The organism is Cellulomonas sp. APG4 (assembly GCF_009996735.1).
In the GTDB taxonomy this organism is placed as follows: domain Bacteria; phylum Actinomycetota; class Actinomycetes; order Actinomycetales; family Cellulomonadaceae; genus Actinotalea.
In genome coordinates this window covers 22,829-45,948 of the sequence record NZ_JAACYI010000015.1, presented here as the reverse complement: position 1 = coordinate 45,948, position 23,120 = coordinate 22,829, and the positions used below count along the sequence as shown (strand labels likewise).

At 75.1% G+C, this 23,120-nt stretch carries 25 protein-coding genes and 1 pseudogene; 19 read left to right on the top strand and 7 right to left on the bottom strand.

Annotated elements, in window-relative coordinates:
* Positions 1-17 precede the first annotated feature (17 nt).
* Positions 18-1,388: a potassium transporter TrkG gene (locus GXB85_RS11970; RefSeq protein WP_161917884.1), complete on the bottom strand. Its 1,371-nt coding sequence runs from the start codon at positions 1,386-1,388 to the stop codon at positions 18-20.
* A 115-nt stretch (positions 1,389-1,503) separates the two neighbouring features.
* On the opposite strand from GXB85_RS11970, the gene GXB85_RS11965 reads away from it, so the two are divergent.
* The 4 genes from GXB85_RS11965 (at position 1,504) to GXB85_RS11950 (ending at position 5,076) form a co-directional block, all read left to right on the top strand.
* Entirely contained in the window at positions 1,504-2,700 is a 1,197-nt protein-coding gene (locus GXB85_RS11965) for an acetoin utilization protein AcuC (RefSeq protein WP_161917883.1), read from the top strand.
* 152 nt (positions 2,701-2,852) lie between these two features.
* Complete coding sequence (locus GXB85_RS11960) at positions 2,853-3,098, top strand: helix-turn-helix domain-containing protein (protein WP_161917882.1); 246 nt, start codon at positions 2,853-2,855, stop codon at positions 3,096-3,098.
* A 149-nt stretch (positions 3,099-3,247) separates the two neighbouring features.
* Positions 3,248-3,346, top strand: coding sequence for a 30S ribosomal protein bS22 (locus tag GXB85_RS11955; protein ID WP_003792170.1), 99 nt, complete (start codon positions 3,248-3,250; stop codon positions 3,344-3,346).
* 221 nt (positions 3,347-3,567) lie between these two features.
* Positions 3,568-5,076: an alpha-N-arabinofuranosidase gene (locus tag GXB85_RS11950; RefSeq protein WP_161917881.1), complete on the top strand. Its 1,509-nt coding sequence runs from the start codon at positions 3,568-3,570 to the stop codon at positions 5,074-5,076.
* Positions 5,077-5,098: 22 nt separating this feature from the next.
* Here the strand turns inward: GXB85_RS11950 and GXB85_RS11945 are convergent, their stop codons facing one another.
* Positions 5,099-5,971 carry an HAD family hydrolase gene (locus GXB85_RS11945; protein ID WP_370524200.1) on the bottom strand — a complete coding sequence of 291 codons (873 nt, stop codon included), beginning with the start codon at positions 5,969-5,971 and terminating at the stop codon, positions 5,099-5,101.
* Between the two features lie 34 nt (positions 5,972-6,005).
* On the opposite strand from GXB85_RS11945, the gene GXB85_RS11940 reads away from it, so the two are divergent.
* Together GXB85_RS11940 and GXB85_RS11935 are read left to right on the top strand one after the other, a co-directional pair.
* The gene (locus tag GXB85_RS11940; RefSeq protein WP_161917880.1) at positions 6,006-6,254 is read left to right on the top strand and encodes a glutaredoxin family protein; all 249 of its coding nucleotides are present in this window, start codon (positions 6,006-6,008) and stop codon (positions 6,252-6,254) included.
* Positions 6,251-6,907: a redox-sensing transcriptional repressor Rex gene (locus tag GXB85_RS11935; protein ID WP_161917879.1), complete on the top strand. Its 657-nt coding sequence runs from the start codon at positions 6,251-6,253 to the stop codon at positions 6,905-6,907. The genes GXB85_RS11940 and GXB85_RS11935 overlap by 4 nt, the downstream gene beginning before the upstream one ends.
* Before the next feature lie 98 nt (positions 6,908-7,005).
* Here GXB85_RS11935 and GXB85_RS11930 read toward each other — a convergent pair whose 3' ends face one another.
* The gene (locus tag GXB85_RS11930; RefSeq protein WP_161917878.1) at positions 7,006-7,557 is read right to left on the bottom strand and encodes a YceI family protein; all 552 of its coding nucleotides are present in this window, start codon (positions 7,555-7,557) and stop codon (positions 7,006-7,008) included.
* A gap of 210 nt (positions 7,558-7,767) precedes the next feature.
* On the opposite strand from GXB85_RS11930, the gene GXB85_RS11925 reads away from it, so the two are divergent.
* From GXB85_RS11925 to ccsB, 6 genes are all read left to right on the top strand, one after another.
* On the top strand, positions 7,768-8,286 hold the full coding sequence (locus GXB85_RS11925; protein ID WP_161917877.1) for a MarR family winged helix-turn-helix transcriptional regulator: 519 nt from the start codon (positions 7,768-7,770) through the stop codon (positions 8,284-8,286).
* 67 nt (positions 8,287-8,353) lie between these two features.
* The gene (locus GXB85_RS11920) at positions 8,354-9,013 is read left to right on the top strand and encodes a histidine phosphatase family protein (RefSeq protein ID WP_161917876.1); all 660 of its coding nucleotides are present in this window, start codon (positions 8,354-8,356) and stop codon (positions 9,011-9,013) included.
* Positions 9,010-9,630 carry a TlpA disulfide reductase family protein gene (locus tag GXB85_RS11915; RefSeq protein WP_161917875.1) on the top strand — a complete coding sequence of 207 codons (621 nt, stop codon included), beginning with the start codon at positions 9,010-9,012 and terminating at the stop codon, positions 9,628-9,630. The genes GXB85_RS11920 and GXB85_RS11915 overlap by 4 nt, the downstream gene beginning before the upstream one ends.
* 50 nt (positions 9,631-9,680) lie before the next feature.
* Positions 9,681-10,433, top strand: a complete 753-nt coding sequence (locus GXB85_RS11910) for a cytochrome c biogenesis CcdA family protein (protein WP_161917920.1) — start codon at positions 9,681-9,683, stop codon at positions 10,431-10,433.
* On the top strand, positions 10,433-12,046 hold the full coding sequence (locus tag GXB85_RS11905; RefSeq protein WP_161917874.1) for a cytochrome c biogenesis protein ResB: 1,614 nt from the start codon (positions 10,433-10,435) through the stop codon (positions 12,044-12,046). The genes GXB85_RS11910 and GXB85_RS11905 overlap by 1 nt, the downstream gene beginning before the upstream one ends.
* Positions 12,043-13,032 carry a c-type cytochrome biogenesis protein CcsB gene (gene ccsB, locus GXB85_RS11900; RefSeq protein ID WP_161917873.1) on the top strand — a complete coding sequence of 330 codons (990 nt, stop codon included), beginning with the start codon at positions 12,043-12,045 and terminating at the stop codon, positions 13,030-13,032. The genes GXB85_RS11905 and ccsB overlap by 4 nt, the downstream gene beginning before the upstream one ends.
* A gap of 4 nt (positions 13,033-13,036) precedes the next feature.
* On the opposite strand, the gene GXB85_RS11895 is transcribed toward ccsB, so the two are convergent.
* Positions 13,037-13,390, bottom strand: coding sequence for a PLD nuclease N-terminal domain-containing protein (locus GXB85_RS11895; protein ID WP_161917872.1), 354 nt, complete (start codon positions 13,388-13,390; stop codon positions 13,037-13,039).
* A gap of 37 nt (positions 13,391-13,427) precedes the next feature.
* Here GXB85_RS11895 and GXB85_RS18570 point away from each other — a divergent pair.
* A pseudogene (locus tag GXB85_RS18570) lies at positions 13,428-13,610 on the top strand (DUF4229 domain-containing protein); the annotation flags it as partial.
* A 123-nt stretch (positions 13,611-13,733) separates the two neighbouring features.
* On the opposite strand, the gene GXB85_RS11885 reads toward GXB85_RS18570, so the two are convergent.
* Together GXB85_RS11885 and GXB85_RS11880 are read right to left on the bottom strand one after the other, a co-directional pair.
* The gene (locus tag GXB85_RS11885; protein ID WP_161917871.1) at positions 13,734-14,603 is read right to left on the bottom strand and encodes a 1,4-dihydroxy-2-naphthoate polyprenyltransferase; all 870 of its coding nucleotides are present in this window, start codon (positions 14,601-14,603) and stop codon (positions 13,734-13,736) included.
* A 60-nt stretch (positions 14,604-14,663) separates the two neighbouring features.
* Positions 14,664-15,902 carry an AMP-binding protein gene (locus GXB85_RS11880; RefSeq protein WP_161917870.1) on the bottom strand — a complete coding sequence of 413 codons (1,239 nt, stop codon included), beginning with the start codon at positions 15,900-15,902 and terminating at the stop codon, positions 14,664-14,666.
* 126 nt (positions 15,903-16,028) lie between these two features.
* On the opposite strand from GXB85_RS11880, the gene GXB85_RS11875 reads away from it, so the two are divergent.
* On the top strand, positions 16,029-17,114 hold the full coding sequence (locus tag GXB85_RS11875; protein WP_370524199.1) for a DUF3048 domain-containing protein: 1,086 nt from the start codon (positions 16,029-16,031) through the stop codon (positions 17,112-17,114).
* Between the two features lie 120 nt (positions 17,115-17,234).
* Entirely contained in the window at positions 17,235-17,438 is a 204-nt protein-coding gene (locus tag GXB85_RS11870; protein ID WP_161917869.1) for a hypothetical protein, read from the top strand.
* Positions 17,439-17,475: 37 nt separating this feature from the next.
* Here GXB85_RS11870 and GXB85_RS11865 read toward each other — a convergent pair whose 3' ends face one another.
* Positions 17,476-18,420 carry a 1,4-dihydroxy-2-naphthoyl-CoA synthase gene (locus GXB85_RS11865; RefSeq protein WP_161917868.1) on the bottom strand — a complete coding sequence of 315 codons (945 nt, stop codon included), beginning with the start codon at positions 18,418-18,420 and terminating at the stop codon, positions 17,476-17,478.
* Positions 18,421-18,515: 95 nt separating this feature from the next.
* Here GXB85_RS11865 and GXB85_RS11860 point away from each other — a divergent pair, with 95 nt between their 5' ends.
* From GXB85_RS11860 to GXB85_RS11845, 4 genes are all read left to right on the top strand, one after another.
* The gene (locus GXB85_RS11860; RefSeq protein WP_370524198.1) at positions 18,516-18,938 is read left to right on the top strand and encodes a multidrug efflux SMR transporter; all 423 of its coding nucleotides are present in this window, start codon (positions 18,516-18,518) and stop codon (positions 18,936-18,938) included.
* Positions 18,935-19,882, top strand: coding sequence for an o-succinylbenzoate synthase (locus tag GXB85_RS11855; protein WP_161917867.1), 948 nt, complete (start codon positions 18,935-18,937; stop codon positions 19,880-19,882). Before GXB85_RS11860 ends, GXB85_RS11855 begins: the two co-directional genes overlap by 4 nt.
* Entirely contained in the window at positions 19,879-21,657 is a 1,779-nt protein-coding gene (gene menD / locus GXB85_RS11850; RefSeq protein WP_161917866.1) for a 2-succinyl-5-enolpyruvyl-6-hydroxy-3-cyclohexene-1-carboxylic-acid synthase, read from the top strand. Before GXB85_RS11855 ends, menD begins: the two co-directional genes overlap by 4 nt.
* Positions 21,658-21,740: 83 nt before the next feature.
* Positions 21,741-23,117 (top strand): S1C family serine protease, encoded by a 1,377-nt coding sequence (locus GXB85_RS11845; protein ID WP_161917865.1) that lies wholly within the window; start codon positions 21,741-21,743, stop codon positions 23,115-23,117.
* The last annotated feature ends 3 nt before the right edge of the window (positions 23,118-23,120 follow it).

The following is a 23,120-nucleotide window of genomic DNA, read 5'->3' as shown; positions in this document are numbered from 1 at the left end:
GTTCGGGGCGGTGCGTGTCAGCCAATGATCGGCCTCTCCTCGGGGTAGCGGATCACCCTGCGCCGGTCGCGTAGGGCGAGGGCCGCCGCCACGGTCATGGTCCCGGTGCGCCCCACGAACATGAGCGCGGTCAGGACGTACTTGCCAGTCTCGGGCAGGTCGGCGGTGACGCCGGTGCTCAGCCCCACGGTCGCGAACGCCGAGAGCACCTCGAAGAGCACGACGTCCAGCGTCCACCCGGTGATCTCGAGCAGCAACAGGCTCGCGACCAGCACGGTGGACGCGCCGATGAACACGACGGCGACGGCCAGGCGCAGGGTGTCGCGCGGGACCCTGCGACCGAACGCCTCGACGTCCTGGTCTCCGCGTGCCTCCGCGAGGATCGCGAGCAGCATGACGGCGAGGGTCGTGACCTTGATGCCGCCCGCGGTCGAGGCGCTGCCGCCGCCCACGAACATGAGCGCGTCGGTGAGCAGCCACGTCGCCTCGTGCATCTCGCCCGTGTCGACGGTCGAGAACCCGCCCGAGCGCGGCATCACCCCGGCGAACAGCGAGGCCAGGATCTTGGTCGGCAGGTCGAGGCCGCCGAACGTCTCGTCGCGGCGCCACTCGAACGCGCCGATGAGCACGCTGCCCGCGAGCACGAGCAGCCCTGACGTGGCGAGCGTGAGCTTGGTGTGCAGGCTCCAGCGCGCGACGTCACGGCCCCGGTTGGCGATGTTGAGGATCACCGGGAAGCCGAGCGACCCGATGAACACGCCCAGGATGATCGGCAGGCCCATCCACCAGTCACCGACGTAGGGCATCAGCCCTTCCTCGGTCGGCACGAAGCCGGCGTTGTTGAACGCCGAGACGGCGTAGAAGACGCCGTACCACAGCGCGTCGCCCAGGCTGTCGCCCAGCGTCAGGAAGCGCGGCACGAGCACGACGGCGATCGCGACCTCGAGGACGAGCGAGGTCAGGATGACCACGCGCACGAGCGAGCCGACCTCGCCGAGGCGCGCGGTCTTGGTCTCCGACGCCGTGAGGAGGCGCTGCGTCAGCCCGATGCGGCGCGAGACGGCCATGCCCAGCAGCGAGGCGAGCGTCATGACGCCCAGGCCGCCCACCTGGATGCCCGCGAGGATCACGGCCTGCCCGAACCCCGACCAGTAGGTGCCCGTGGGCACGGTCACCAGACCCGTGACGCACACGGCCGACGTCGCGGTGAACAGCGCGTCCGCGAAGGGGGCGCTCCGACCCGACGCCGTGGCCTGGGGCGTCAGGAGCAGCGCCGTGAAGACCGCGATGACGCTCGCGAACACCGTGAGGGCGAGCCGGGCGGGCGACTGGCGGGCGACCTGGTCGACCTTCTCGCGCGCGAGCAGGAACGGACGGGGGACCTCCACGCCGCTCCTTCCCGGGGCCGTCGACGAGCTGCTGCGCGCCAAGGCAACTCTGGCACGTCCCACGGCCACGGGCCCGCACGCGCCACGGCCGGTCGCCGGGCGCTAGCGTGCACCCATGGGCCCACCCGGACAGACCACGGCGCACGTGGTGTGGTCGCCCGAGATGCTGGGCTACGACTTCGGCCGGGGTCACCCGATGGCGCCGGTCCGGCTCGAGCTCACGTTCGCGCTCGCCGACGCGCTCGGACTGCTCGACGCGCCGGGCGTGCGCGTGGTGGGGGCCGCCCCGGCGCCCGACGACGTGCTGGCCCTCGCGCACGACCCGGCGTACGTCGCCGCGGTGCGTGCGGCCTCGCGCACGGGGGAGCCCGACGTGCCGCACGGTCTCGGCACCGAGGACGACCCGGTGTTCCCGGGCATGCACGAGGCGGCCGCCCGCATCGTCGCGGGCAGCGTCGCGGCCGCCGAGGCCGTGTGGTCCGGCCGGGCGCTGCACGGCGTGAACGTGGCGGGCGGGATGCACCACGCGATGCGGGACCGCGCGTCGGGCTTCTGCGTGTACAACGACGCCGTCGCGGCGATCCGTCGCCTGCTCGACGAGGGAGCGGAGCGCGTCGCGTACGTCGACCTCGACGCGCACCACGGCGACGGCGTCGAGCGCGCGTTCTGGGACGACCCCCGCGTGCTGACGGTCTCGGTGCACGAGAGCGGCCGCACCCTCTTCCCCGGCACGGGGCACGCGAACGACGTGGGCGGCGCCCACGCCCGCGGCCGCGCGGTCAACGTGGCCCTGCCGCTCCGCACGTCGGGCTCGCGGTGGCTGCGTGCTGTGGAGTCGGTCGCGGTGCCGCTCGTGCGCGCGTTCGCGCCCGACGTCGTCGTGAGCCAGCACGGGTGCGACGCGCACGGCGAGGACCCGCTCACCCACCTGGACGTCTCGGTCGAGGCCCAGCGCGTCGGGATCGAGGCGATGCACGAGCTCGCGCACGAGGTGAGCGGCGGACGCTGGCTGGCGCTCGGCGGCGGCGGGTACGCCGTCGCGCACGTCGTGCCGCTCGTGTGGACGCACCTCGTGGCGATCGCTGCCCACCGCCCTCTCGACCCGGTGGCGCCGGTGCCCGAGGCCTGGCGCGTGCTCGTGCACGAGCGCCTGGGGCTCGAGGCGCCGCTGACGATGAGCGACGAGCCCGACCTGCGCCGCCCGCGCGCGTGGTCGGAGGGGTACGACCCCGCCGACGACGTCGACCGCACCGTGCTGGCGACGCGCCAGGCCGTCTTCGACTGGTACGACCTCGACCCCCTCTACGACTGACCCGACGCCGACGGGGCTGTTCGGGTGATGTCACATGCGTCGCAGAGGTCGCGCCCTTTCACTCGCGTCCCTCCAGGCCCTAGGGTTCACGTGCGCGGCGCAGGGCCACGCACCGCGGGCCGTGCGCCCACGGACAGTCGGAGCGAGGCGTCATGCAGAACGGGCCCCAGCCGCGGGTGCGCTACCTCACGGTGGCCGAGGTCGCCGAGCTCATGCGCGTCTCGCGCATGACCGTCTACCGCCTCGTGCACGGTGGTGAGCTGCCCGCCGTCCGCGTGGGGCGCTCGTTCCGCGTGCCGCAGGACGCGCTCGACGCCTTCCTCGCGACGTCGTCCGTCGAGCACCTCGAGGAGCCCGTCGACGAGCGCCGCGAGGGCGAGGGCCGCCTGAGCTCCTGAGCCCGGCACCCGTCGTTCCGCGTCGACGCGGGGGACCGGGTAGAGTGGGCGACGGACTTTTCCGCGCGCGGGGTCCTGCCGAGCCGGACGACGGCACGTCGTCGGCACTGACAGCGGTCCGCGCAGACCCGATCAGACTGCGAGGACCCGTGGGCTCCGTCATCAAGAAGCGCCGCAAGCGCATGGCCAAGAAGAAGCACCGCAAGCTGCTGCGCAAGACGCGCCACCAGCGCCGCAACAAGAAGTAGTCACGTTCCCCGAAGGGCCCGGCCGTCACGGCCGGGCCCTTCGGCGTCCCGGGACGGGCCGCCGTCCTGGTCGATTGACAAGCCGGACGCGCTGCTGGGAGCGTGAGCACTCGCTGTTCTACATCGATGCAGAGGCGTCTGCCGTCGGTCTCACGGCCGCGTCGGACCCTGGCAGTGTGGGTACTGCCGCCCCGTGCCCCGCAGGTTGGAGAGTCCGCCGCATGTCCCAGGCCACCGTCGTCCTCGACCCCGCCTTCACCGTCGGCCCCGTCCGGCGACGCACCTTCGGCAGCTTCGTCGAGCACCTCGGCCGCTGCGTCTACGGAGGCATCCACGACCCCGAGCACCCGAGCGCGGACGCGGACGGGTTCCGCGGCGACGTGCTCGCGCTGGTCCGCGAGCTCGGTGTCTCGACCGTGCGCTACCCAGGCGGCAACTTCGTCTCGGGCTACCGCTGGGAGGACGGGATCGGCCCGGTGGACCAGCGTCCCCGCCGCCTCGACCTGGCCTGGCACACCACCGAGCCGAACACCGTGGGTGTCGACGAGTTCGTGCGGTGGTGCACCAAGGCGGGCGTCGAGCCGATGATGGCGGTCAACCTCGGGACCCGCGGCGTCCAGGAGGCGCTCGACCTGCTCGAGTACTGCAACGTGCCCGGTGGCACCCACTGGTCCGACCTGCGGCGCGCGCACGGCAGCGAGCAGCCGCACGGCATCCGCCTGTGGTGCCTCGGCAACGAGATGGACGGGCCGTGGCAGGTGGGTCACAAGACGGCGGCGGAGTACGGCCGGCTCGCAGCCGAGACCGCGCGCGCGATGCGCATGGTCGACCGTGACGTCGAGCTGGTCGCGTGCGGCAGCTCGGGCCGCGCGATGCCGACCTTCGGCGCGTGGGAGCGCACCGTGCTGGGCGAGACGTACGACCTGGTGGACATGGTCTCGGCGCACGCCTACTACTGGGAGCAGGACGGGGACCTCGCGAGCTTCCTGGGGTCGGCCCTCGACATGGACCGCTTCATCGACGACGTCGTGCACACCGCGGACTCGGTGCGCGCCGAGCGCGGCGTCGACAAGCGCATCGCGATCTCGTTCGACGAGTGGAACGTCTGGTACATGAACTCGGGCCCGTCGGCCCCGCCGCGCGAGGACTGGCCGGTGGCCCCCGCGCTGCTCGAGGACCGCTACAACGTCGCGGACGCCGTCGTCGTGGGCAACCTGCTGATCTCGCTGCTGCGGCACACGGACCGCGTGCACGCCGCGAGCCTCGCCCAGCTCGTCAACGTGATCGCCCCCATCGTCACCGAGCCCGACGGGCGCGTGTGGCGCCAGACCACGTTCCACCCGTTCGCCCTGACGTCGCGGCACGCGGCAGGTCAGGTGCTGCGACCCGAGGTCCGCACGCCGACGACGCAGACCGCGAAGTTCGGCGAGACCCCGTTGCTGGACGCGGTCGCGACCCATGACGACGAGTCGGGGGCGATCACGGTGTTCGCGGTCAACCGCTCGGTCGACGGGCCACTCACGCTCGACGTGGACCTCCGGGCGTTCGGTCGCGTGGAGGTGGTCGAGGCGGTCACGCTCGCGAACCCGGACGTCCACGCGCGCAGCAGCGCCGACGACGAGGACTCGCTCGTGCCGCGTCCGAACGCGACGGCCGCGGCCGAGGACGGGCGCGTGCGGGTCGAGCTCCCGGCCGTCTCGTGGTCGATGCTGCGCCTGCGGACCGCCTGAGGCGTCACCGCCGTCGGCGCGGTCAGCGCTGGAGCGCGCGCCGGGCCGCGCGGATCACGAGGCTCGCGGCCCAGGCGCCGCCCGCGAGGCTCGCGGCGTGCGTGCTGCGGCGCACCGCGGTGCGGCGCCGTCCGCGGAACTCGCGCACGGGCCACCCGGCCGCGCGCGCGTGACGGCGAAGCCGTGCGTCGGGGTTGATCGCCACGGGGTGGCCCACGCTCGACAGGATCGGGACGTCGTTCGTCGAGTCGCCGTAGGCGTAGCACGCGCCGAGGTCCAGGTGCTCGACCTCGGCGAGCTCGGCGACGGCGCGCGCCTTGGCGCGCCCGTGCATCATGTCGCCCACCAGGCGCCCGGTGTAGAAGCCGTCGACGTGCTCGGCGACGGTGCCGAGCGCTCCCGTGACCCCGAGCCTGCGGCCGATGAGCTCGCCGATCTCGACGGGGCTCGCGGTGATGATCCACACCTGGTGGCCCGCGCGCAGGTGCTGGGTGAGCAGCTCCTGCGTCCCGGCGAACACGCGCAGCGACAGGACCTCGTCCCAGACCTCCTCGCCGATCGCCGTGATCTCGGCGACCGAGCGGCCGGCCACGATCGACAGGGCGCGCGCCCGCACCTGGTCGATCTGGCGGAGGTTCTCGCCCATCATCAGGTAGCGCGACTGGTGCAGGGCGAAGCCCAGCAGGTCCCGTGTCCCGAAGAACCCGCGGCGGCGCAGACCCACCGCGAGGTGGAACGCGCTCGCCCCTCGGATGATCGTGTTGTCGAGGTCGAAGAACGCGGCGACGCGGGCGGGCCGCAGGTGCTCGTGCGCGGCCTCGACGACGGCCTCGGCCGAGTCCTGCGGAGCCCGTCGGGGGTCGCCGTCGGGGGCGACGCGGTTCGGCTCGGCCACCCGGCCACTGTAGTCACCGGCCTAGGGTTGACCCATGAGCTCACCCCGCGTGGTCCTGTACACGAGGGCCGGCTGCCACCTGTGCGACGAGGCCCGGCCCGTGGTCGCGCAGGTCGCGGCCGAGGCGGGTGAGCAGTGGGTGGAGGTCGACGTCGACACCGACCCGGTGCTCGTGGCCCGGCACGGCGAGTACGTGCCCGTGGTGACGGTCGACGGCGTGCAGCAGGCCTTCTGGCGCGTGGAGGCGCCGCGGCTGCGCCGGGCGCTCGGGGTCACGGGATGACGCGGGCGGTCCCGGCGTCGACGGTCGCGCGCCTGCCCGTCTACCTGCGCGCGCTCGAGCAGCTCGCCCAGCAGGAGGTCACGACGACGTCGTCGGGCGAGCTCGCGGCCCTCGCCGGGGTCAACCCGGCCCAGCTGCGCCGGGACCTGTCGTTCCTGGGGTCGCACGGCGTGCGGGGGGTCGGCTACGACGTCGAGCACCTGACCACGCAGGTCGCGGCGGCGCTGGGTGTGACGGGGGACCTCGTCGTGGTGCTCGTCGGGGTCGGCAACCTGGGGAACGCGTTCGCCAACTACGTGGCGGGTGCGGGCTCGGGCTTCCGGGTCGCGGCGCTGGTGGACGCCGATCCCGCCGTCGTCGGCCGCACCGTCGCGGGCCTGCGCGTCGAGCACGTCGACGGGCTCGAGGGCGTGGTGCGGCGTGAGGGTGCCCGCATCGGCGTGCTCGCGACGCCGGCGGAGGTGGCGCAGGACCTGTGCGACCGGCTCGTAGCCGTCGGTGTCACGGGCCTGCTGAGCTTCGTCCCGCGCGTGCTCCAGGTGCCCGACGGCGTGGACGTGCGCACCGTCGACCTGGCGAGCGAGCTGCAGATCCTCGCGTTCCACGAGCGGCGCAAGGCCGCGCGCCAGGCGAGTGCGGAGCCCGTCGGCTGACGGTCGGCACGTCCCGGGCAGCACGACGCCGCCGGTGCCCGAGGGCGCCGACGGCGTCGTGGTCACCCGGCCAGGGGGAGAGCCGGGGACGTGGGGGGTCAGGCCCGGACGGCCGAGACGTCGATCGCGATCTTGACGGTGTCGCCCACGAGCACGCCACCGGTCTCGAGCGCGGCGTTCCAGGTGAGGCCGAACTCCTTGCGCGAGACCTCCGTGGTCGCCTCGAAGCCCGTGCGCGCGTTGCCGAACGGGTCGGTCGCCGCGCCGTGGAACTCGGTCGCGAGCGCGACCGGGCGCGTCACGCCGTGGATGGTCAGGTCGCCACGGACCACGTAGTCGTCGCCGGCCTGCTCGACCGAGGTCGAGGTGAAGGTCCAGGTGCCGTGGTTCTCGACGTCGAAGAAGTCGGCGCTCTTGAGGTGGCCGTCGCGGTTCGCGTCCTTGGTGTCGATGGTCGCGGGGTCCAGGGTCGCCGTGACCGAGCTCGACGCGAGGTCCTCACCGATGACGATGGTGCCCTCGGTGATGGCCACGGTGCCGCGCACCTTGGCGATGCCGGCGTGGCGCACGGTGAACGAGGCCGAGCTGTGCGAGGCGTCGACGTTCCAGGTGCCGGTGGTGAGGCCGGCGGGCAGCGTGGTGGTGGTCATGGTGTCCCCTTCTCGCCCTGGCGGGCTTGATTGAAGTCTCAACTATCGGTTTCGTTGACGTTTTTACTACAGTTGAGGGCAGCGCGCAAGGGGCTCGTCCCACGTCTCGTCGGAGCGAGGTGGCAGGCTTGCCCCCACGCGCGACGCGACGCACACGCGACGCACCCGGTCCGCACCCGGGTGCCCCGACAGGACGGAGAGGGGACCACCATGGCCGAGACGACCCCCCGTCCCGCGCAGGCCGTGGGACCCGCGGACGAGCCGCGCTGGCTCACGGCCGACGAGCAGGTCGCATGGCGCTCGTACCTGCTGGGGAGCGCGCGCCTCGCCGAGGCGCTCAACCGCCAGCTCGAGGAGGACGCGGGCATCTCGCTCAGCGAGTACGAGATCCTCGTGCGCCTGTCCGAGGCACCGTTGCGCACCATCCGCATGTCCGAGCTCGCCGCCTCGCTCATGCACTCGCGCAGCCGCGTCACGCACACCGTCACCCGCATGCAGAAGCGCGGCCTGGTCGACCGTCGTACGTGCCTCGACGACGGCCGCGGGGTCAACTGCGTGATGACGGAGGCCGGCTGGCAGCTCCTCGTGCGCAGCGCTCCCGGGCACGTGCGCGCCGTGCGCGAGAACCTCGTGGACCTGCTGCCCGCGGGGCAGTTCGCGGCGCTGGGCGAGGCGATGGGCGCCGTCGCACGCGGCCCGGCGCGCGACGCGAGCGACGTCACGGGCTGACCGCGCCGGGCGGCCGGTGCCGCCGCGCGATTCCCGTGCACGCGTGCGCGTGAGCGACAATGGGCCCATGCCCACCACCACGACGGTCCACCTGCTCCGGCACGGCGAGGTCCACAACCCCGAGGGCATCCTCTACGGACGCCTCGAGGGCTACCGGCTCTCCGAGCGCGGCCTCGCGATGGCCGAGCGGGTCGCGGCCCACCTGTCCGGCGCCGAGGGCGGCGCACGGCACGACGTCGTGCACGTGGTCGCCTCACCCCTCCAGCGCGCGCAGGAGACCGCGGCACCGCTCGCCGCCGCGTTCGGGCTCGAGGTCGCGACCGACGAGCGCTTCCTCGAGGCCGAGAACCACTTCGAGGGAATGACGTTCGGCGTCGGCGACGGCTCGCTGCGCTACCCGCGCCACTGGCCGCGGCTGTGGAACCCGTTCCGGCCCTCGTGGGGTGAGCCGTACCGCGCCCAGGTCGCCCGGATGCTCGCGGGCATCGCCGCGGCTCGCGACGCGGCGGCCGGCCACGAGGCCGTCGTCGTGAGCCACCAGCTTCCCATCTGGGTGACGCGGCAGGCGCTCGAGGGCCGCCGGCTCTGGCACGACCCGCGGCGTCGCGAGTGCAGCGTCGCGTCGCTGACCTCGCTGCACTGGACCGACGGCGCCTTCACGGGGGTCACCTACTCCGAGCCCGCGGGCGACCTGCTGCCCGGCGCGCGGCAGGTGCCGGGCGCATGAGCCGGACCGCCCCCGCGCCGCGCCGCGCCGCCCGGCGCGCGCGCACCGCCGCCGCGCTGGTGCTCGTCGCGGCGCTCGCGGGCTGCGGCTCGCAGGTGGGCGGAGGCTTCACCGACGACGGCGAGCGTGCGGGCTACGTCTCGGCGGACACGTCGGTGACGACGTGGCCGGTGGGCGAGCGCGAGGGCCCCGTGACCGTCAGCGGGCTCGACTTCGACGGCGAGGCCGTGGACACCGCCGACTGGGCCGGTGACGTCGTGGTCCTCAACACCTGGTACGCCGCCTGCCCGCCGTGCCGCGCCGAGGCACCCGACCTCGTGGCCGTCGCCGAGGAGTACGCCGACGACGGCGTGCACCTGCTCGGCATCAACTCGACCGACGACGCGGGCGCAGCGCTGGCCTTCGAGCGCACGTTCGAGGTGCCCTACCCGTCGCTGCACGACGCCGACGGCGCCGCGGTGGCGGCGCTCCAGGGCGTCGTCGTGCTCAACGCCGTGCCCACCACCGTGGTGCTCGACCGCGAGGGCATGGTCGCGGCCCGGGTGCTCGGCAAGGTCGAGGGCTCGACGCTGCGCGGCCTCGTCGACGACGTGCTCGCCGAGGGCGAGGGCGCGTGACCCTGCTGTCGATCGGGGACACGTTCGCCCAGACCGTGCTCGGCGGGTCGATGCTGCTCGCGCTGCCGTTCGCCGTGCTCGCGGGCCTCGTGTCGTTCGCGTCGCCGTGCGTCCTGCCGCTCGTGCCCGGCTACCTGGGCTACGTGACCGGCATGGCCGGGGCGACCACCGGGACGTCGTCGGGCGCCACGGGTGGCGCAGCACCCGCACGGCTCGCCGATGCCGGCCGCGGCCGGATGCTCGCGGGCATGGGGCTGTTCGTCCTCGGCTTCACGGTGGTCTTCGTGGCGCTCGGGGTGCTCGCGGGTTCCCTGGGGGCGAGCCTGCTGCGCGCGAGCGACGTCGTGACCCGCGTGCTCGGGGTGGTCGTGGTGCTGCTCGGACTCAGCTTCGCGGGCTGGCTGCCCGTGGGGCAGCGCGAGCGCCGCCTGCACCTCGCGCCCCGGGCCGGCCTGTGGGGTGCGCCGCTGCTGGGCGTCGTCTTCGGCCTCGGGTGGGTCCCGTGCATCGGGCCCACCCTGATCGCGGTCTACACCCTCGCGCTCGACGAGGCGTCGGCCGGCCGCGGTGCCGCGCTCGCGGTCGCGTACTGCCTGGGCCTGGGCCTGCCGTTCGTGCTGGTCGCGCTCGCGTTCGAGCGCTCGACCCGGGTGCTGCGCGTGCTGCGTGACCACCGCGTGCTGCTCATGCGAGCCGGCGGCGTGGTGCTCGTGCTCGTCGGGCTCGCCCTGGTCACGGGCGTGTGGGCCGCGTGGACCCAGTCGCTCCAGGGCCTCGTCGGCGGCTTCGAGACGGTCGTGTGATGGCGGGCGACGAGCAGACCCCCCGCCCACCGGGCACACGGCCCGACGACGCGCCCACGCTGCCGGCCGTGGGCGTCGTGGGGCTGCTGCGCTGGACCTGGCGCCAGCTCACGTCGATGCGCGTCGCGCTCATGCTGCTGATGCTGCTCGCGGTGGTGGCCGTGCCCGGGTCGGTGCTCCCGCAGCGCCCGCAGTCGCCCGCCGACGTCGCGCGGTACCTCGAGGACAACCCGGGCCTGGGCCCGTGGCTCGACCGCCTCGGCTTCTTCGACGTCTACGCGAGCGTGTGGTTCTCGGCCGTCTACCTGCTGCTCTTCGTCTCGCTCGTCGGCTGCATCGTGCCGCGGCTGCGGCTGCACCTGCGGGCCGTGCGCGCGCGGCCGCCGCGCGTGCCGCGCCGGCTGGAGCGCTTCGCGGTGCACGACGAGGTGGTGACCGACGCGACGCCCGCGCAGGTGCTCGCGGCGGTCGAGCCCGTGCTGCGCGGGCCCCTCGCGCGCCTGCCGCGGTTCCGCACCGAGGTCGAGCGGTCGCCGCGGGACGGCGTCGCCGCGACCGTCGCGGCCGAGCGCGGCTACCTGCGCGAGACGGGCAACATCGCGTTCCACCTCGCCCTGCTGGGCATCCTCGTGAGCGTCGCGGCCGGGCAGATGCTCGAGTACCGCGGCCAGGCGATCGTGGTCGAGGGTCGCGGCTTCGCCAACGCGGTCACGGACTACGACACGTTCGAGGCCGGGACGTTCTTCGACGCGTCCACGCTCGTCCCGTTCACCATGCGGCTCGACCGTTTCACGGCCGACTTCTTCGCCGACGCCCGCCCGCGCGACTTCGTCGCCGACGTCACGCTCATCGACCCTTCGACGGGCGGTGAGCCGCGCCAGCGGGAGATCCGCGTGAACCACCCGATCACGGCCGGCGGGGCCAAGATCTACCTGCAGGGCAACGGCTACGCGCCCACGGTCGAGATCCGGGACGCCGCGGGTGAGCTCGCGTTCGCGGGGGCCGTGCCGTTCCTCCCCGAGGACGGCGTCTACACCTCGCGCGGGGTCATCAAGGTGCCCGACGTCTCGACCGGGCCGCAGATCGGCCTCGTCGGCTACCTCCTGCCCACGGCCGAGGTCACCCCCCTGGGTGTGCGCTCGGTGTTCCCGCAGCCGGCGGACCCCCGCCTCGTGCTCACGGTGTGGTCCGGTGACCTGGGGCTCGACGACGGCGTGCCCCAGAACGTCTACGAGCTCGACTCGGAGGCGATGACGCAGGCGGTCGACGACGCGGGGACGCCCGTGACCCTCGTCGTCGAGCCGGGGACGCCGGTCGAGCTGCCCGACGGCCTGGGCACCCTCACGTGGACGGACCTGCCGCGGTTCGTCGCGCTCGACCTGCGGCACGACCCGGCCCTGCCGTGGCTCGCGGGGTTCGCCGTCGCCGCGCTCGTGGGCCTCGCGGTGTCGCTCTTCACGCCCCGGCGCCGGATCTGGCTCCGGGTGACCGAGCGGGACGGACGTACAGTGGTCGGCGCGGCGGCCCTCGCGCGCGGGGACGACGTCGGGCTGCCCGACGAGCTCGAGCGCGTGCTGCGCGCCGTGCGGGACCTGGACGAAGGACGGGAATGAGCCTCGGAGAGATCAGCCAGCTGCTGGCATGGGGTGCGACCACGGCGTACGCGATCGCCCTGGTCGCGTTCGCGATGGACCTCGCGCGCCTCGCCGACCGGATGGGCGTCGAGCGGGCCCGTGCGGGCCGGTCCGTGCTCGCGACCGCGGGCGCACCGGGCGTCCCACCCGCCGCCGACGACGCGCCGGACGCCCCGGCCGCGGTGCTGGCGAGCCGCACCCGCGCCGTCGGCATCGCGATGGCGACGACGACGGCGGGCTTCGGCCTGCACCTCGCTGCCGCGGTGACGCGGGGCCTCGCGGCCGGGCGCGTGCCGTGGGCCAACATGTACGAGTTCGCCCTGGTGGGCGCGCTCGTCGCCGTCGGGGTGTTCCTCGGGCTGTGCCGGCGCCGGGACCTGCGGTTCCTCGGCACGATCGTCGTCGGGATCGCCGTGCTCGCGCTCGGCGTGGGCCTCGCCGTCTTCTACACGCCCGCGAGCGCCGTCGAGCCCGCCCTGCAGAGCTACTGGCTGGTCATCCACGTCTCGATCGCGATCGTCGCGACGGGGCTCTTCGCCGTCTCGTTCGCGACCAGCGTGCTGCACCTGCTCAAGGACTCGCGCGCCGCGGGCTCCCCGCGCCTGGCGGGCGAGCGGTGGCGGGCGCTCGACGTGCTGCCGTCGACGCGTGAGCTCGAGGCCCTGTCGTTCCGCGTCACCGCGGTGGGCTTCGTCCTGTGGACGTTCACCGTCATGGCGGGGGCCGTGTGGGCCGAGCACACGTGGGGCCGCTACTGGGGCTGGGACCCCAAGGAGGTCTGGAGCTTCGTCGTGTGGGTCGTCTATGCGGCCTACCTGCACGCGCGGACCACGCGTGGCTGGTCGGGTCGCCGTGCTGCGTGGTTCGTCGTGGTGGGCTTCGCGACCGTGGTCTTCAACTTCACGGGCGTGAACCTGTTCTTCCAGGGCCTGCACGACTACGGCGGCGTCCCCGGCGGGAGCTGAGGTCTCAGGCGGAGGAGCCGCCCGACTCGTCCTCGGGGGCCGTCTCGTCGCGGGCCCGGCGGCGCCGCTGCTCCTGCTCGAGGCGCCACAGGAAGTCCGGGTCGTCGTCGGGGGCGACAGGCCCGCCACGCCGCGGGCCTGGGCGACCGCCACCACCCGGCCGAGCGCCCTGGGCCCCCGCTGCGCGTCGGCTCAGCACGATCCAGACGATCGGTCCCACCACCGGCAGCAGCACCACGATCGCGACCCACGCGAGCGCCGACAGACCCGAGCGTTCCTCCTCGCGGCTGCGTGCGAGGTCGACGAGCGCGTAGACGGCGAGCGCCACGGGGACGATGTAGACCAGGGCCCTGAGCATGACTCCAGCGTAAGCGGGCTGCGCCTACGCTGGGTCCGTGCCCCTCGTCGTCTACTCGCTGCTCAGGCTGGCCCTGCTCGTCGCCGCGGTCGTCGCGGGCTGGGCCGTGGGCATGCGTGGCTGGCTCCTGGTGGTCGTCGCCACGGTGGTCGCGTGGGCGGTCTCGTACCTCGTGCTCAACGGCCGGCGCGCGGCCGCGGCGACGTGGCTCGCCGAGCGCGCCGAGCGGCGGCGTGCCTCAGGCCGGCGGATCAGCGCGCACGTCGATGCCGACGACGCCGCGGAGGACGCCGAGGCCGAGCGGCTCGGGAGCCGGAGCACCGTGCCGGCCCCGCAGCCGCGCTCACATGGCCAGGCCGAGGCCGAGCAGCACGCCGTAGGCGAGCTCGAGCGCGCCGGTCGCGGCGAGGACGGGGCGCAGCAGGACGCCGCGCGCCCCGAGCAGGACGGTTCCCACGAGGATCCCGGCGGGGACGGTCAGCAGCAGCACCAGCAGTGACCACGGCGCGACGAGCGCGCACGCGAGGCCCAGCAGGATCGCGACCGCGACGAGTCCCGCGTACACGCGCCGGGCGCGCCGGTCTCCCAGGCGTACCGCGAGCGTGCGCTTGCCGGCCGGGGCGTCGGTCGGGATGTCGCGGATGTTGTTGACCATGAGCAGCGCGCAGGCGAGCAGGCCGATGCCCGTCGCCCCGGCGACCGCCGCCCAGGAGACCCGGTCGGCCTGCGTGTAGGTGGTGCCGAGCGTCGCGACGAGGCCGAAGAAGACGAAGACGCCCACCTCGCCCAGGCCGAGGTACCCGTAGGGGCGCCGCCCGCCGGTGTAGTACCAGGCTGCGACGACCGACGCCGCACCCACCGCGAGCAGCCACCAGTGGCCGCTCACGGCGACCAGCGCGAGCCCCAGCGCGGCGCCCACGCCGAGCGCCCCGAACGCCGCCGCACGGACGTGGCCCGGCCGGGCGGCCCCGGACGCGGTGAGCCGCAGCGGGCCCACGCGGTCGAGGTCGGTGCCGCGCACGCCGTCCGAGTAGTCGTTCGCGTAGTTGACGCCCACCTGGAGCGCGAGGGCGACGCCCGCGGCGAGCAGCGCGCGGCCCACCGAGGCGGCACCGAGCTGCGCGGCCGCGCCGGTCCCCACGAGGACGGGCGCGACGGCGGCGGGCAGCGTGCGCGGGCGGGCTCCCTCGAGCCACTCGGCGGGCGTGGCCATGGTCCTCCGGAGGTCGGGCCGGTCGGGCCGGCTGCGTGCGGGGCCGGACGGGCCGGCGGTCTACGGGGCGCTCAGCCCCTCCGGGCCGACGGCGAGGCGGTGGGCTGCCAGTCGTGCCGCCCCGGCCCGGTCGGTCTTGCCGGGCCCCCGTTCCGGGAGGGCGTCGACGAGCACGAGGTGCCGCGGAGCGGCCGCGGGTCCCAGCCTACGGCGCACGGCGTCGCGCACCTGGTCGAGCGAGGGCGCCGCCCCCGCCGGGACGACGACGGCGACCACCGAGCGGCCCCACTCCGGGTCGGGGACCCCGACCACGCACGCCCCGCGGACGCCGGCGAGGGCCGTGATGACGTCCTCGACCGCCGCGGGTGCCACGTTGACACCCCCGGTGACGATCACGTCGTCCGCGCGGCCCAGCACGCGCAGCGCGCCGTGCGTCATCTCACCCACGTCGGTCGTGCGCAGCCAGCGGCGCCCGTCGTGCTCGACGAACAGCCGGGCGTCGAGCTCGGGTCGTCCCAGCACGCCGCGGGCGAGCACCGGGCCCGCGAGGAGCACGCGGCCGTCGGGCTCGGTGCGCACGCTCACGCCGTCGAGCGGGGTCCCGTCGTACACGCAGCCGCCCGCGGTCTCGGTCATGCCGTAGGTGGTGATCACGGGCAGGCCCAGCGCATGGGCGCGGTCGAGCAGCGGCGCGGGCGTCCCGGCGCCGCCCACGAGCACCGAGGTGAGGTCGAGGAGCGGTGCGAGGTCGCCGGTGAGCGCGTCGCCCGCGGCCTCGACCACGCGGTGCAGCTGGGTCGGGACGAGCGCGGTGTGCACGGGCGCACCGTCGGCGGCGGCGCGCGCGACCGCCGACGCGAGGGCCGCCGGGTCGAACCTGCCCGGGCGCACCACCACGGGTGCCCGGCCGGCGTCGAGCGACCGCACGAGCACCTGGACGCCCGCGACATGGTCGGTGGGCAGGGCGAGCACCCACCGGCCGGGGCCGCCGAGCCGGGCGTGGGTGGCACGGGCCGAGGCGTGCAGGGCCGCGGCGTCGATCATCACGTCGCGCGGGTCGCCCGTCGAGCCCGACGTCCGCAGCACGACGGCGACCTCCCCGGGCACCGTCACGTGCCCGGCACGGGTGGCGCCGCCGTCGGCGTCACCCGCGCGGTCACCCTCGGCCTCGAACCGCGGCCGCCCGGGCGCGAGCGCGGGTCCGGTGCCCTCGAGCGCAGCCTCGAGCGCGCTCAGCAGACGGGTCACCGAGCCGTCGTCGGGCGTCCCCGCGGGCACCGGGAGGAGGGCGCGTTCCACGTCCTCACCCTAGGCGCGCCGTACAGTTGGGCGGTGCCCGGCCCGTGCGGGCCTCGCACCGCGGTCATCCGCGACCGCGCTGACGTACGCGAACGAGCCGGTCCGCCGGCGCGAAGGAGATGCCCCGTGGCCCTGCCCACGACCCACACCCGCACACCGCGCCGGTCCCGCGCGACCGTCGCCCTCGCCGTGCTCGCGACCGCCCTCCTCGCGGCGTGCTCGCCCGCAGAGCCCGAGGTGCCGGCTCCGGTCACCGTGACGCCCACGGTCGAGGCCGACCGTTCGGCGCCGCCCGAGCCCGTGATCCCGGTGGTGTGGCCGCTCACCGGCGTCGAGACCGAGGAGGTCGCCGCGCGCCCGGCGCTCGCCGTCAAGGTCGAGAACACCACCTCGGCCCGCCCGCAGACGGGTCTGGACCAGGCGGACGTGGTGTGGGAGACGATCGTCGAGTTCGAGGTCTCGCGGTTCATCGCGGTCTTCCACTCGCAGGTCCCCGCCGAGGTGGGGCCGATCCGCTCGGTGCGCCCCATGGACCCGCTCGTCGTGGCGCCGCTCCAGGGCCTGCTCGCCTACTCGGGCGGTCAGTCCGGGATCCTCAGCCAGGTCCAGGGCAGCGGCGTGCAGTCGCTCAGCCACGACGCCGGTGCGCCCGGCATGTACCGCGTGAGTTTCCGCCGGGCGCCGCACAACGTCTACGGCGAGCCCGAGACGTTCTGGGCCGCGGCCGACGCGGGTCACTCGGCGCCGCCGGCCGAGCAGTTCGCGTTCGCGCGCACGGCCGAGGACGCCTCGGCCGTGGTGGCCGGGGCCCCCGCGACCACGCTCGCGTTCCGGATGTCCTCCCAGGCCCGCCCCACGTGGACGTGGGATGCGGAGGCCGGCAGGTGGCTGCGTGCCGAGGGCTCGACGCCCGCGACCACGCCCGACGGCGATCGGCTCTCCGCGGTCAACGTCGTGGCGATCGACGCCGCGCACGTCGCGAGCGGCTTCCGCGCGCAGGGCGGTGCGGCGGTGCCCACCTACGAGCTCGTGGGCTCGGGTTCCGCGACGGTCGCGACCGGAGGCAAGTACCTCGACGGCACGTGGTCCAAGGAGTCGCCCGAGGCGCCGCTCGTGCTGCTCGACGAGGCCGGCGAGCCGTTGACGCTCGCGCCCGGCAACACCTGGGTCGAGCTGGTCCCCCTGGGCTCGGGCTCGCTCACCGTGAGCTGACCCCTACGACCTGAGGATGACCCGTCGGCCCCTGCGCCCCACCCCGGGCGGAGGGGCCGACGTGCAGGTGGGTCCCAGGGGCCGATCCGCGGGCCGGGTGCCCCGGAGCAGGCTGGTGCCATGGCCCAGATCACCGTCCACCACCACCTCGACCACGAGCCCGCCGACGCCCCGCGGGGCGACGAGGAACGGCCCCACGACACCCTGCGTTCGGTGGTCCCCGTGACCGTCGCGTTCGCGCTGCTGCTCGGCGTGGTCGTCGTCGCCGGGATCGCCCTCAAGGACGTCCTCGACTTCGGCGTCTGGCTGCTCAGCGCGGGCTGACGGGCCGCCCACGGCGACCCCGCCGTGGGTGGGGCGCTCAGAAGTGGTACGGGAAGCCCGACCAGTCGGGCGTCCGCTTCTCGAGGAACGCGTCCCGGCCCTCGACCGCCTCGTCCGTCATGTAGGCGAGCCGCGTCGCCTCCCCCGCGAAGACCTGCTGGCCCATGAGGCCGTCGTCCGCGAGGTTGAAGGCGAACTTCAGCATCCGCACGGCCTGCGGGGACTTGCCCGCGATCGTCCGCGCGTACGCCAGCGCGAGCTGCTCGAGCGCGTCGTGGTCGGCGACCTCGTTGACCGCCCCCCAGCGCTCGGCGTCGTCGGCCGAGTACTCGCGAGCGAGGAAGAAGATCTCGCGCGCACGCTTCTGGCCCACCTGACGTGCGAGGTAGGCCGAGCCGTAGCCGCCGTCGAACGAGCCGACGTCGGCGTCGGTCTGCTTGAAGCGGCCGTGCTCGCGGCACGCGATCGTCAGGTCCGCGACCACGTGCAGCGAGTGCCCGCCGCCCGCGGCCCAGCCGTCGACGACGGCGACGACCACCTTGGGCATGGTGCGGATGAGACGCTGCACCTCGAGCACGTGCAGGCGACCGGCGCGCGCCGGGTCGATCGCGTCCGCCGTCTCGCCGTCGGCGTAGCGGTAGCCGTCGCGGCCGCGGATCCGCTGGTCGCCGCCCGAGCAGAACGCCCAGCCGCCGTCCTTGGGGCTCGGGCCGTTGCCCGTGAGCAGCACGACGCCCACGTCGGGACTCTGCCGTGCGTGGTCGAGCACGCGGTAGAGCTCGTCGACGGTGCCGGGGCGGAAGGCGTTGCGCACCTCGGGGCGGTCGAACGCGACGCGGACCACCGGCAGGTCGCGCTCGTCCGGACCCGTGCGGTCGACCCCCCGGTGGTACGTGAGGTCGACGAGGTCCTCGAACCCCGCGACCGTGCGCCAGCGCCGAGGGTCGAAGGTCTGCGAGACGGGGGCGGGCAGCGAGCTCATGGGCGTCACAGTAGCCAGCGCGCCGCTAGCATCGACCGCGGGTCGCCGTCGTGGCGACCCCCGCCGGGACGGCCCGGCCAGGCGACGCCAGACCCGTGACGGGACGACCCGGCACGACGACGGGAGAGAACATGGCCTGGGCCGTGCTCATCGTGTCAGGACTGCTCGAGGCCGGTTGGGCTCTGAGCCTCAAGGCGTCCGAGGGCTTCACGCGCCTCGGCCCGACGATCGCGTTCGGCGTGCTGCTCGTGCTCTCGATGGCGGGCCTCGGCTGGGCCCTGCGCACCCTCCCCGTGGGGGTCGCGTACGCCGTGTGGACCGGTGTGGGCGCCGTCGTCACCGCGGTCGCCGGGATGCTCTGGCTGGATGAGCTCGTGTCGGTCGGGAAGATCGTCTCGATCCTGCTCATCGTCGCGGGCATCGTGGGGCTGCACCTGTTCGGCGGCGACGAGGCCGCCGCCGCTGCGGGCGGGGGCGGTGACGTGACGGCGAGCGACGTGACTACGGTGGCCGAGTGAGTCGTGACCTGCACGTCTACCGCGTCGGCCTGCGGACGCGGTTCCGCGGCCTGACCGAGCGCGACGGGGTGCTCCTGCGCGGCCCGGCCGGCTGGGGCGAGTTCTCCCCGTTCTGGGACTACGACGACGCCGAGGCGCGTGCGTGGTGGGCCGCTGCGGTCGAGGCTGCCGACGAGGGGTGGCCCACGCCCGTGCGCACCCGCGTCCCGGTGAACGTCACGGTGCCCGCGGTCGACGGCGTCCGTGCGCACGCGATCGTGCGCGGCTCGGGCGGGTGCCGCACCGCGAAGGTCAAGGTCGCCGAGCCGGGCCAGACCGAGGTGGACGAGGTCGAGCGGCTCGAGGCCGTGCGCGACGCCCTGGGTCCGGACGGGCGCATCCGCGTCGACGCCAACGGCGCGTGGGACGTCGGCACGGCGCGCGCACGGCTGCGCGTGCTCGACCGAGCCGCGGGCGGGCTCGAGTACGTCGAGCAGCCGTGCGCGAGCGTCGAGGAGCTCGCGGCCGTCCGGCGCGGGTCTCACGTACCCGTCGCCGCCGACGAGTCGATCCGTCGCGCGGCCGACCCGCTCGCGGTGGTGCGGGCGCAGGCCGCGGACGTCATCGTCCTCAAGGTGCAGCCGCTCGGTGGCGTGCGCGCATGCCTCCGGCTCGCCGAGCAGGTCGGCCTGCCGGTCGTGGTGTCGTCGGCACTCGAGACCTCCGTCGGGCTCGCCGCAGGGCTCGCGCTCGCCGCAGCCCTGCCCGAGCTCGAGCACGCGTGCGGGCTCGCGACCGCGCACCTCCTGGCCGACGACGTCGCCCCGTCCCTCCTCCCGTGCGACGGCGCGATCGAGGTCCGCCGGATCGAGGCGGATCCCGCGCTGCTCCGTGCGCACGCGGCGCCACCCGAGCTCGAGGCGCGCTGGCGTGCCCGGGTCGCGGCCGTCGAGGAGGCCGCATGAGCGCGCCCGCCCCGCCTCCGCCGGCCGTACCCTCGCCCGCGGTGCCCTCGCCCGCCGTGCACGCGGCGCGCGTGCTGCTCCAGGCGCTCGCGGGCCTCGGCCTGCGCGACGTGGTGCTCGCGCCGGGGTCGCGCTCGGCCCCGCTCGCCTACGCGGTCGCGGAGGCCGCGGCCGACGACCGCGTGCGCGACCCGCACGCGCCGGCCCTGCGACTGCACGTCCGTGTCGACGAGCGAGCCGCCGCGTTCCTCGCGCTCGGCCTCGCGGCGGCCGCCCGGGCCGAGGGCTCGTCGCGCCCGGTGGCCGTCGTGACGACGTCGGGCACGGCCGTCGCGAACCTGCTGCCCGCGACGCTCGAGGCGCGCCACGCGGGCCTCCCGCTGCTGCTCCTGACGGCCGACCGTCCGCACGAGCTGCGCGGCACGGGTGCGAACCAGACCACCGACCAGGTGGGCCTGCTGCCGCCCGCGCTGCGCACGCTGGACGTCCCCGCGCCCACGGGGCGGCCGGGGGAGGACCGCGACATCCGCCACGTGGGCGTGCGAGCGGTCGCGACGGCGCTCGGGCTGCGCACGGCCCGCCCGGGCCCCGTGCACCTGAACCTCGCCTTCCGCGAGCCGCTCGTGCCCGACGGGGCGCCCTGGCCGGCGCGCGCGCGCGAGGGCGTGCCCGTGGTCGAGCCGCGGGTGCCCGCACCGCCGTCCGACCCGGGCTGGTCGCCCGCGCCGCGCACGCTCGTGGTCGCCGGCGACGGTGCCGGGCCGGTGGCCCGCGAGGTCGCCGAGGCCAACGGCTGGCCGCTCGTGGCCGAGCCGAGCTCGGGGGCCGCCGGCGGACCACGGCTGGTGCGCGCCTACCGGCACGTGCTGACCTCGCCCCTCGCCGACGCCGTCGAGCGCGTCCTCGTCCTCGGGCGACCGACCCTCGACCGTGCCGTCCAGAGGCTGCTCGCGCGCGAGGACGTCGAGACGGTCGTGGTGGGCGGCCCGGACCCGGAGTGGACCGACGCACCGCGCGCGGCCGACCGCGTGCTGGCGGGCGTCCCCGACGAGCTGCGTGCGGGGCTCCCGGGGACAGGGCCCGAGGGCTGGGCCGAGGCCTGGGCGCAGGCGGGTGCGCTCGCGTCGGACGCCGTCGCCCACGTGCTGGCGACGACCGACCGCCTCACGGGTCCCGTGGTCGCGCGCACCGTGGCGAGGGCCTGCGGACGCGACGACGTGCTCGTGGTCGGGTCCAGCAACCCGGTGCGTGACCTGGCCCTCGTCGCGGCCTGGGACGAGCCGCCCCTGGTGCACGCGAACCGCGGGCTCGCGGGCATCGACGGCGTCGTCTCGACGGCCGTCGGCGTGGGCCTCGGGCTCGGGCGCCCCGTGCGCGCGCTCGTGGGCGACCTGACGTTCCTGCACGACGTCGGGGGACTGCTCGTGGGCCCGCTCGAGCAGCGTCCCGACCTCACGCTCGTGGTCGCCAACGACGACGGCGGCTCGATCTTCGCGACCCTCGAGCACGGTCAGGAGGGTGGCGAGGGAGTGTTCGAGCGGGTCTTCGGCACGCCCCACGGTGCCGACCTCGCGGCGCTGTGCGCGGGTTACGGCGTGCCCCACGTGCGGGTCCACGACGAGGTCGCGCTCGAGGGCGCGCTGCGTGCGCAGGTGCGTGGGGTGCGCGTCGTGGAGGCCGTCGTCGACCGCGTGGGCCGGCGCGCTCTCGACCGCGCGGTCGCGCGGGCCGTGGCCGAACGCCTCGCCGACGACTCCACCCTGCGGGGTGCCTGAGGTTCCCAGGAACCTCCCAGGTGCGGCCCAGCCTGCGACAAGGCCCATGGGGTCTCCTGGGGTGCGACACCCGAGGAGGACCCATGACGCAGCAGACCGGACCCACCGACCCCCAGCAGCCCACCCAGGTGGTGCCCACCCAGGCGCCGCAGGCCCCGCACTTCGCACCGCCCGGACACCCCGGGCCGGCTCCCGCCGGGACGCCCGACGGGGGATCGGCGCCCACGCCCGCGTACGGCCCTGCCACGCAGGCCCCGACGCCCGCGTCCGCCGCGGCGACGCGACGCACGCCGTGGCTCGCGCTCGTCGGGACGGCCACGGGCGCCGCCCTCGTCGCGAGCCTCGCGACCGCGGGCCTCGTGGGCGCGTTCGACGCGACCCCGGCGACCACGTCCACCCGCGCGGCCGAGGAGCCCGCCACGTCGACCACGGTGCCCGTCGCCGGCTCGAGCTCGCAGCAGCCCGACTGGGAGGCCGTCGCGGACGCCGTGCGGCCGTCGGTGGTCGCGATCGACGTGCGCACCGCGCAGGGCGCAGGCACGGGCTCGGGCGTGCTCATCGACACCGAGGGGCACGTGCTGACCAACGACCACGTCGTGGGCGACGCCGTCGACGACGGCCTGCGGGTCACGCTGTCCGACGGCCGCGTGTACGAGGCCGAGGTCGTGGGGCTCGACCCCACCACCGACCTCGCGGTCATCCGCCTGGTCGACCCGCCCGCCGACCTCGCTCCCGCGCAGATCGGCAGCTCGGACGAGGTCGAGGTCGGGGAGTCGGTCATGGCCGTGGGCAACCCGCTGGGCCTCGACAGCACCGCGACCACGGGCATCGTCTCGGCCGTCGACCGGCCGGTGTCGACCTCCGACGGCGGCTCGACCGTGGTCACCAACGCGATCCAGATCGACGCCGCGATCAATCCCGGCAACAGCGGCGGCCCGCTGTTCGACGCGCAGGGGGCCGTGGTGGGGATCACGTCGTCCATCGCGACCGACGGCTCGAGCAACGGCTCGATCGGGCTCGGCTTCGCGATCCCGTCCAACCTCGCGAGCCGCATCGCCGAGCAGCTCATCACCGACGGGACCGCCGAGCACGCGTTCCTCGGCGTGGGTCTCGTGGACGGCACGGCCTCGGCCGACGGCACCACCCGGCGCGGCGCCCAGGTCGAGCAGGTCAGCGACGGTTCCCCGGCCGCTGACGCCGGGCTGCGCTCGGGAGACGTCGTCGTCGCGATCGACGGCTCGCCCGTGAGCGGTGCCGAGTCGCTCACCGCGCACGTGCGCGAGCACGGCGCGGGGGACACCGCGGTGCTGACCGTGGTGCGAGGCGGCTCGACGACCGAGGTGACGGTGACGTTCGCGGTGCGTCAGGCCGACGAGGAGACGCCGCAGCAGCAGGAGCAGGAGCAGCAGCAGCTGCCGGACCGCGGCGGCTTCCCCTGGGACATGTTCGGGCGCGGCTGAGTT

Bases quoted from the DNA above. Each gene is read 5' to 3' on its own strand.
- GXB85_RS11920 (WP_161917876.1), top strand. From the start codon at position 8,354: ATGCCCACCACCACGACGGTCCACCTGCTCCGGCACGGCGAGGTCCAC.
- GXB85_RS11940 (WP_161917880.1), top strand. From the start codon at position 6,006: ATGAGCTCACCCCGCGTGGTCCTGTACACGAGGGCCGGCTGCCACCTG.
- GXB85_RS11930 (WP_161917878.1), bottom strand. From the start codon at position 7,557: ATGACCACCACCACGCTGCCCGCCGGCCTCACCACCGGCACCTGGAAC.
- GXB85_RS11935 (WP_161917879.1), top strand. From the start codon at position 6,251: ATGACGCGGGCGGTCCCGGCGTCGACGGTCGCGCGCCTGCCCGTCTAC.
- GXB85_RS11950 (WP_161917881.1), top strand. From the start codon at position 3,568: ATGTCCCAGGCCACCGTCGTCCTCGACCCCGCCTTCACCGTCGGCCCC.
- GXB85_RS11925 (WP_161917877.1), top strand. From the start codon at position 7,768: ATGGCCGAGACGACCCCCCGTCCCGCGCAGGCCGTGGGACCCGCGGAC.
- GXB85_RS11910 (WP_161917920.1), top strand. From the start codon at position 9,681: ATGCTGCTCGCGCTGCCGTTCGCCGTGCTCGCGGGCCTCGTGTCGTTC.
- menD (WP_161917866.1), top strand. From the start codon at position 19,879: ATGAGCGCGCCCGCCCCGCCTCCGCCGGCCGTACCCTCGCCCGCGGTG.
- GXB85_RS11915 (WP_161917875.1), top strand. From the start codon at position 9,010: ATGAGCCGGACCGCCCCCGCGCCGCGCCGCGCCGCCCGGCGCGCGCGC.
- GXB85_RS11870 (WP_161917869.1), top strand. From the start codon at position 17,235: ATGGCCCAGATCACCGTCCACCACCACCTCGACCACGAGCCCGCCGAC.
- GXB85_RS11960 (WP_161917882.1), top strand. From the start codon at position 2,853: ATGCAGAACGGGCCCCAGCCGCGGGTGCGCTACCTCACGGTGGCCGAG.
- GXB85_RS11965 (WP_161917883.1), top strand. From the start codon at position 1,504: ATGGGCCCACCCGGACAGACCACGGCGCACGTGGTGTGGTCGCCCGAG.
- GXB85_RS11845 (WP_161917865.1), top strand. From the start codon at position 21,741: ATGACGCAGCAGACCGGACCCACCGACCCCCAGCAGCCCACCCAGGTG.
- GXB85_RS11905 (WP_161917874.1), top strand. From the start codon at position 10,433: ATGGCGGGCGACGAGCAGACCCCCCGCCCACCGGGCACACGGCCCGAC.
- GXB85_RS11885 (WP_161917871.1), bottom strand. From the start codon at position 14,603: ATGGCCACGCCCGCCGAGTGGCTCGAGGGAGCCCGCCCGCGCACGCTG.
- ccsB (WP_161917873.1), top strand. From the start codon at position 12,043: ATGAGCCTCGGAGAGATCAGCCAGCTGCTGGCATGGGGTGCGACCACG.
- GXB85_RS11895 (WP_161917872.1), bottom strand. From the start codon at position 13,390: ATGCTCAGGGCCCTGGTCTACATCGTCCCCGTGGCGCTCGCCGTCTAC.
- GXB85_RS11865 (WP_161917868.1), bottom strand. From the start codon at position 18,420: ATGAGCTCGCTGCCCGCCCCCGTCTCGCAGACCTTCGACCCTCGGCGC.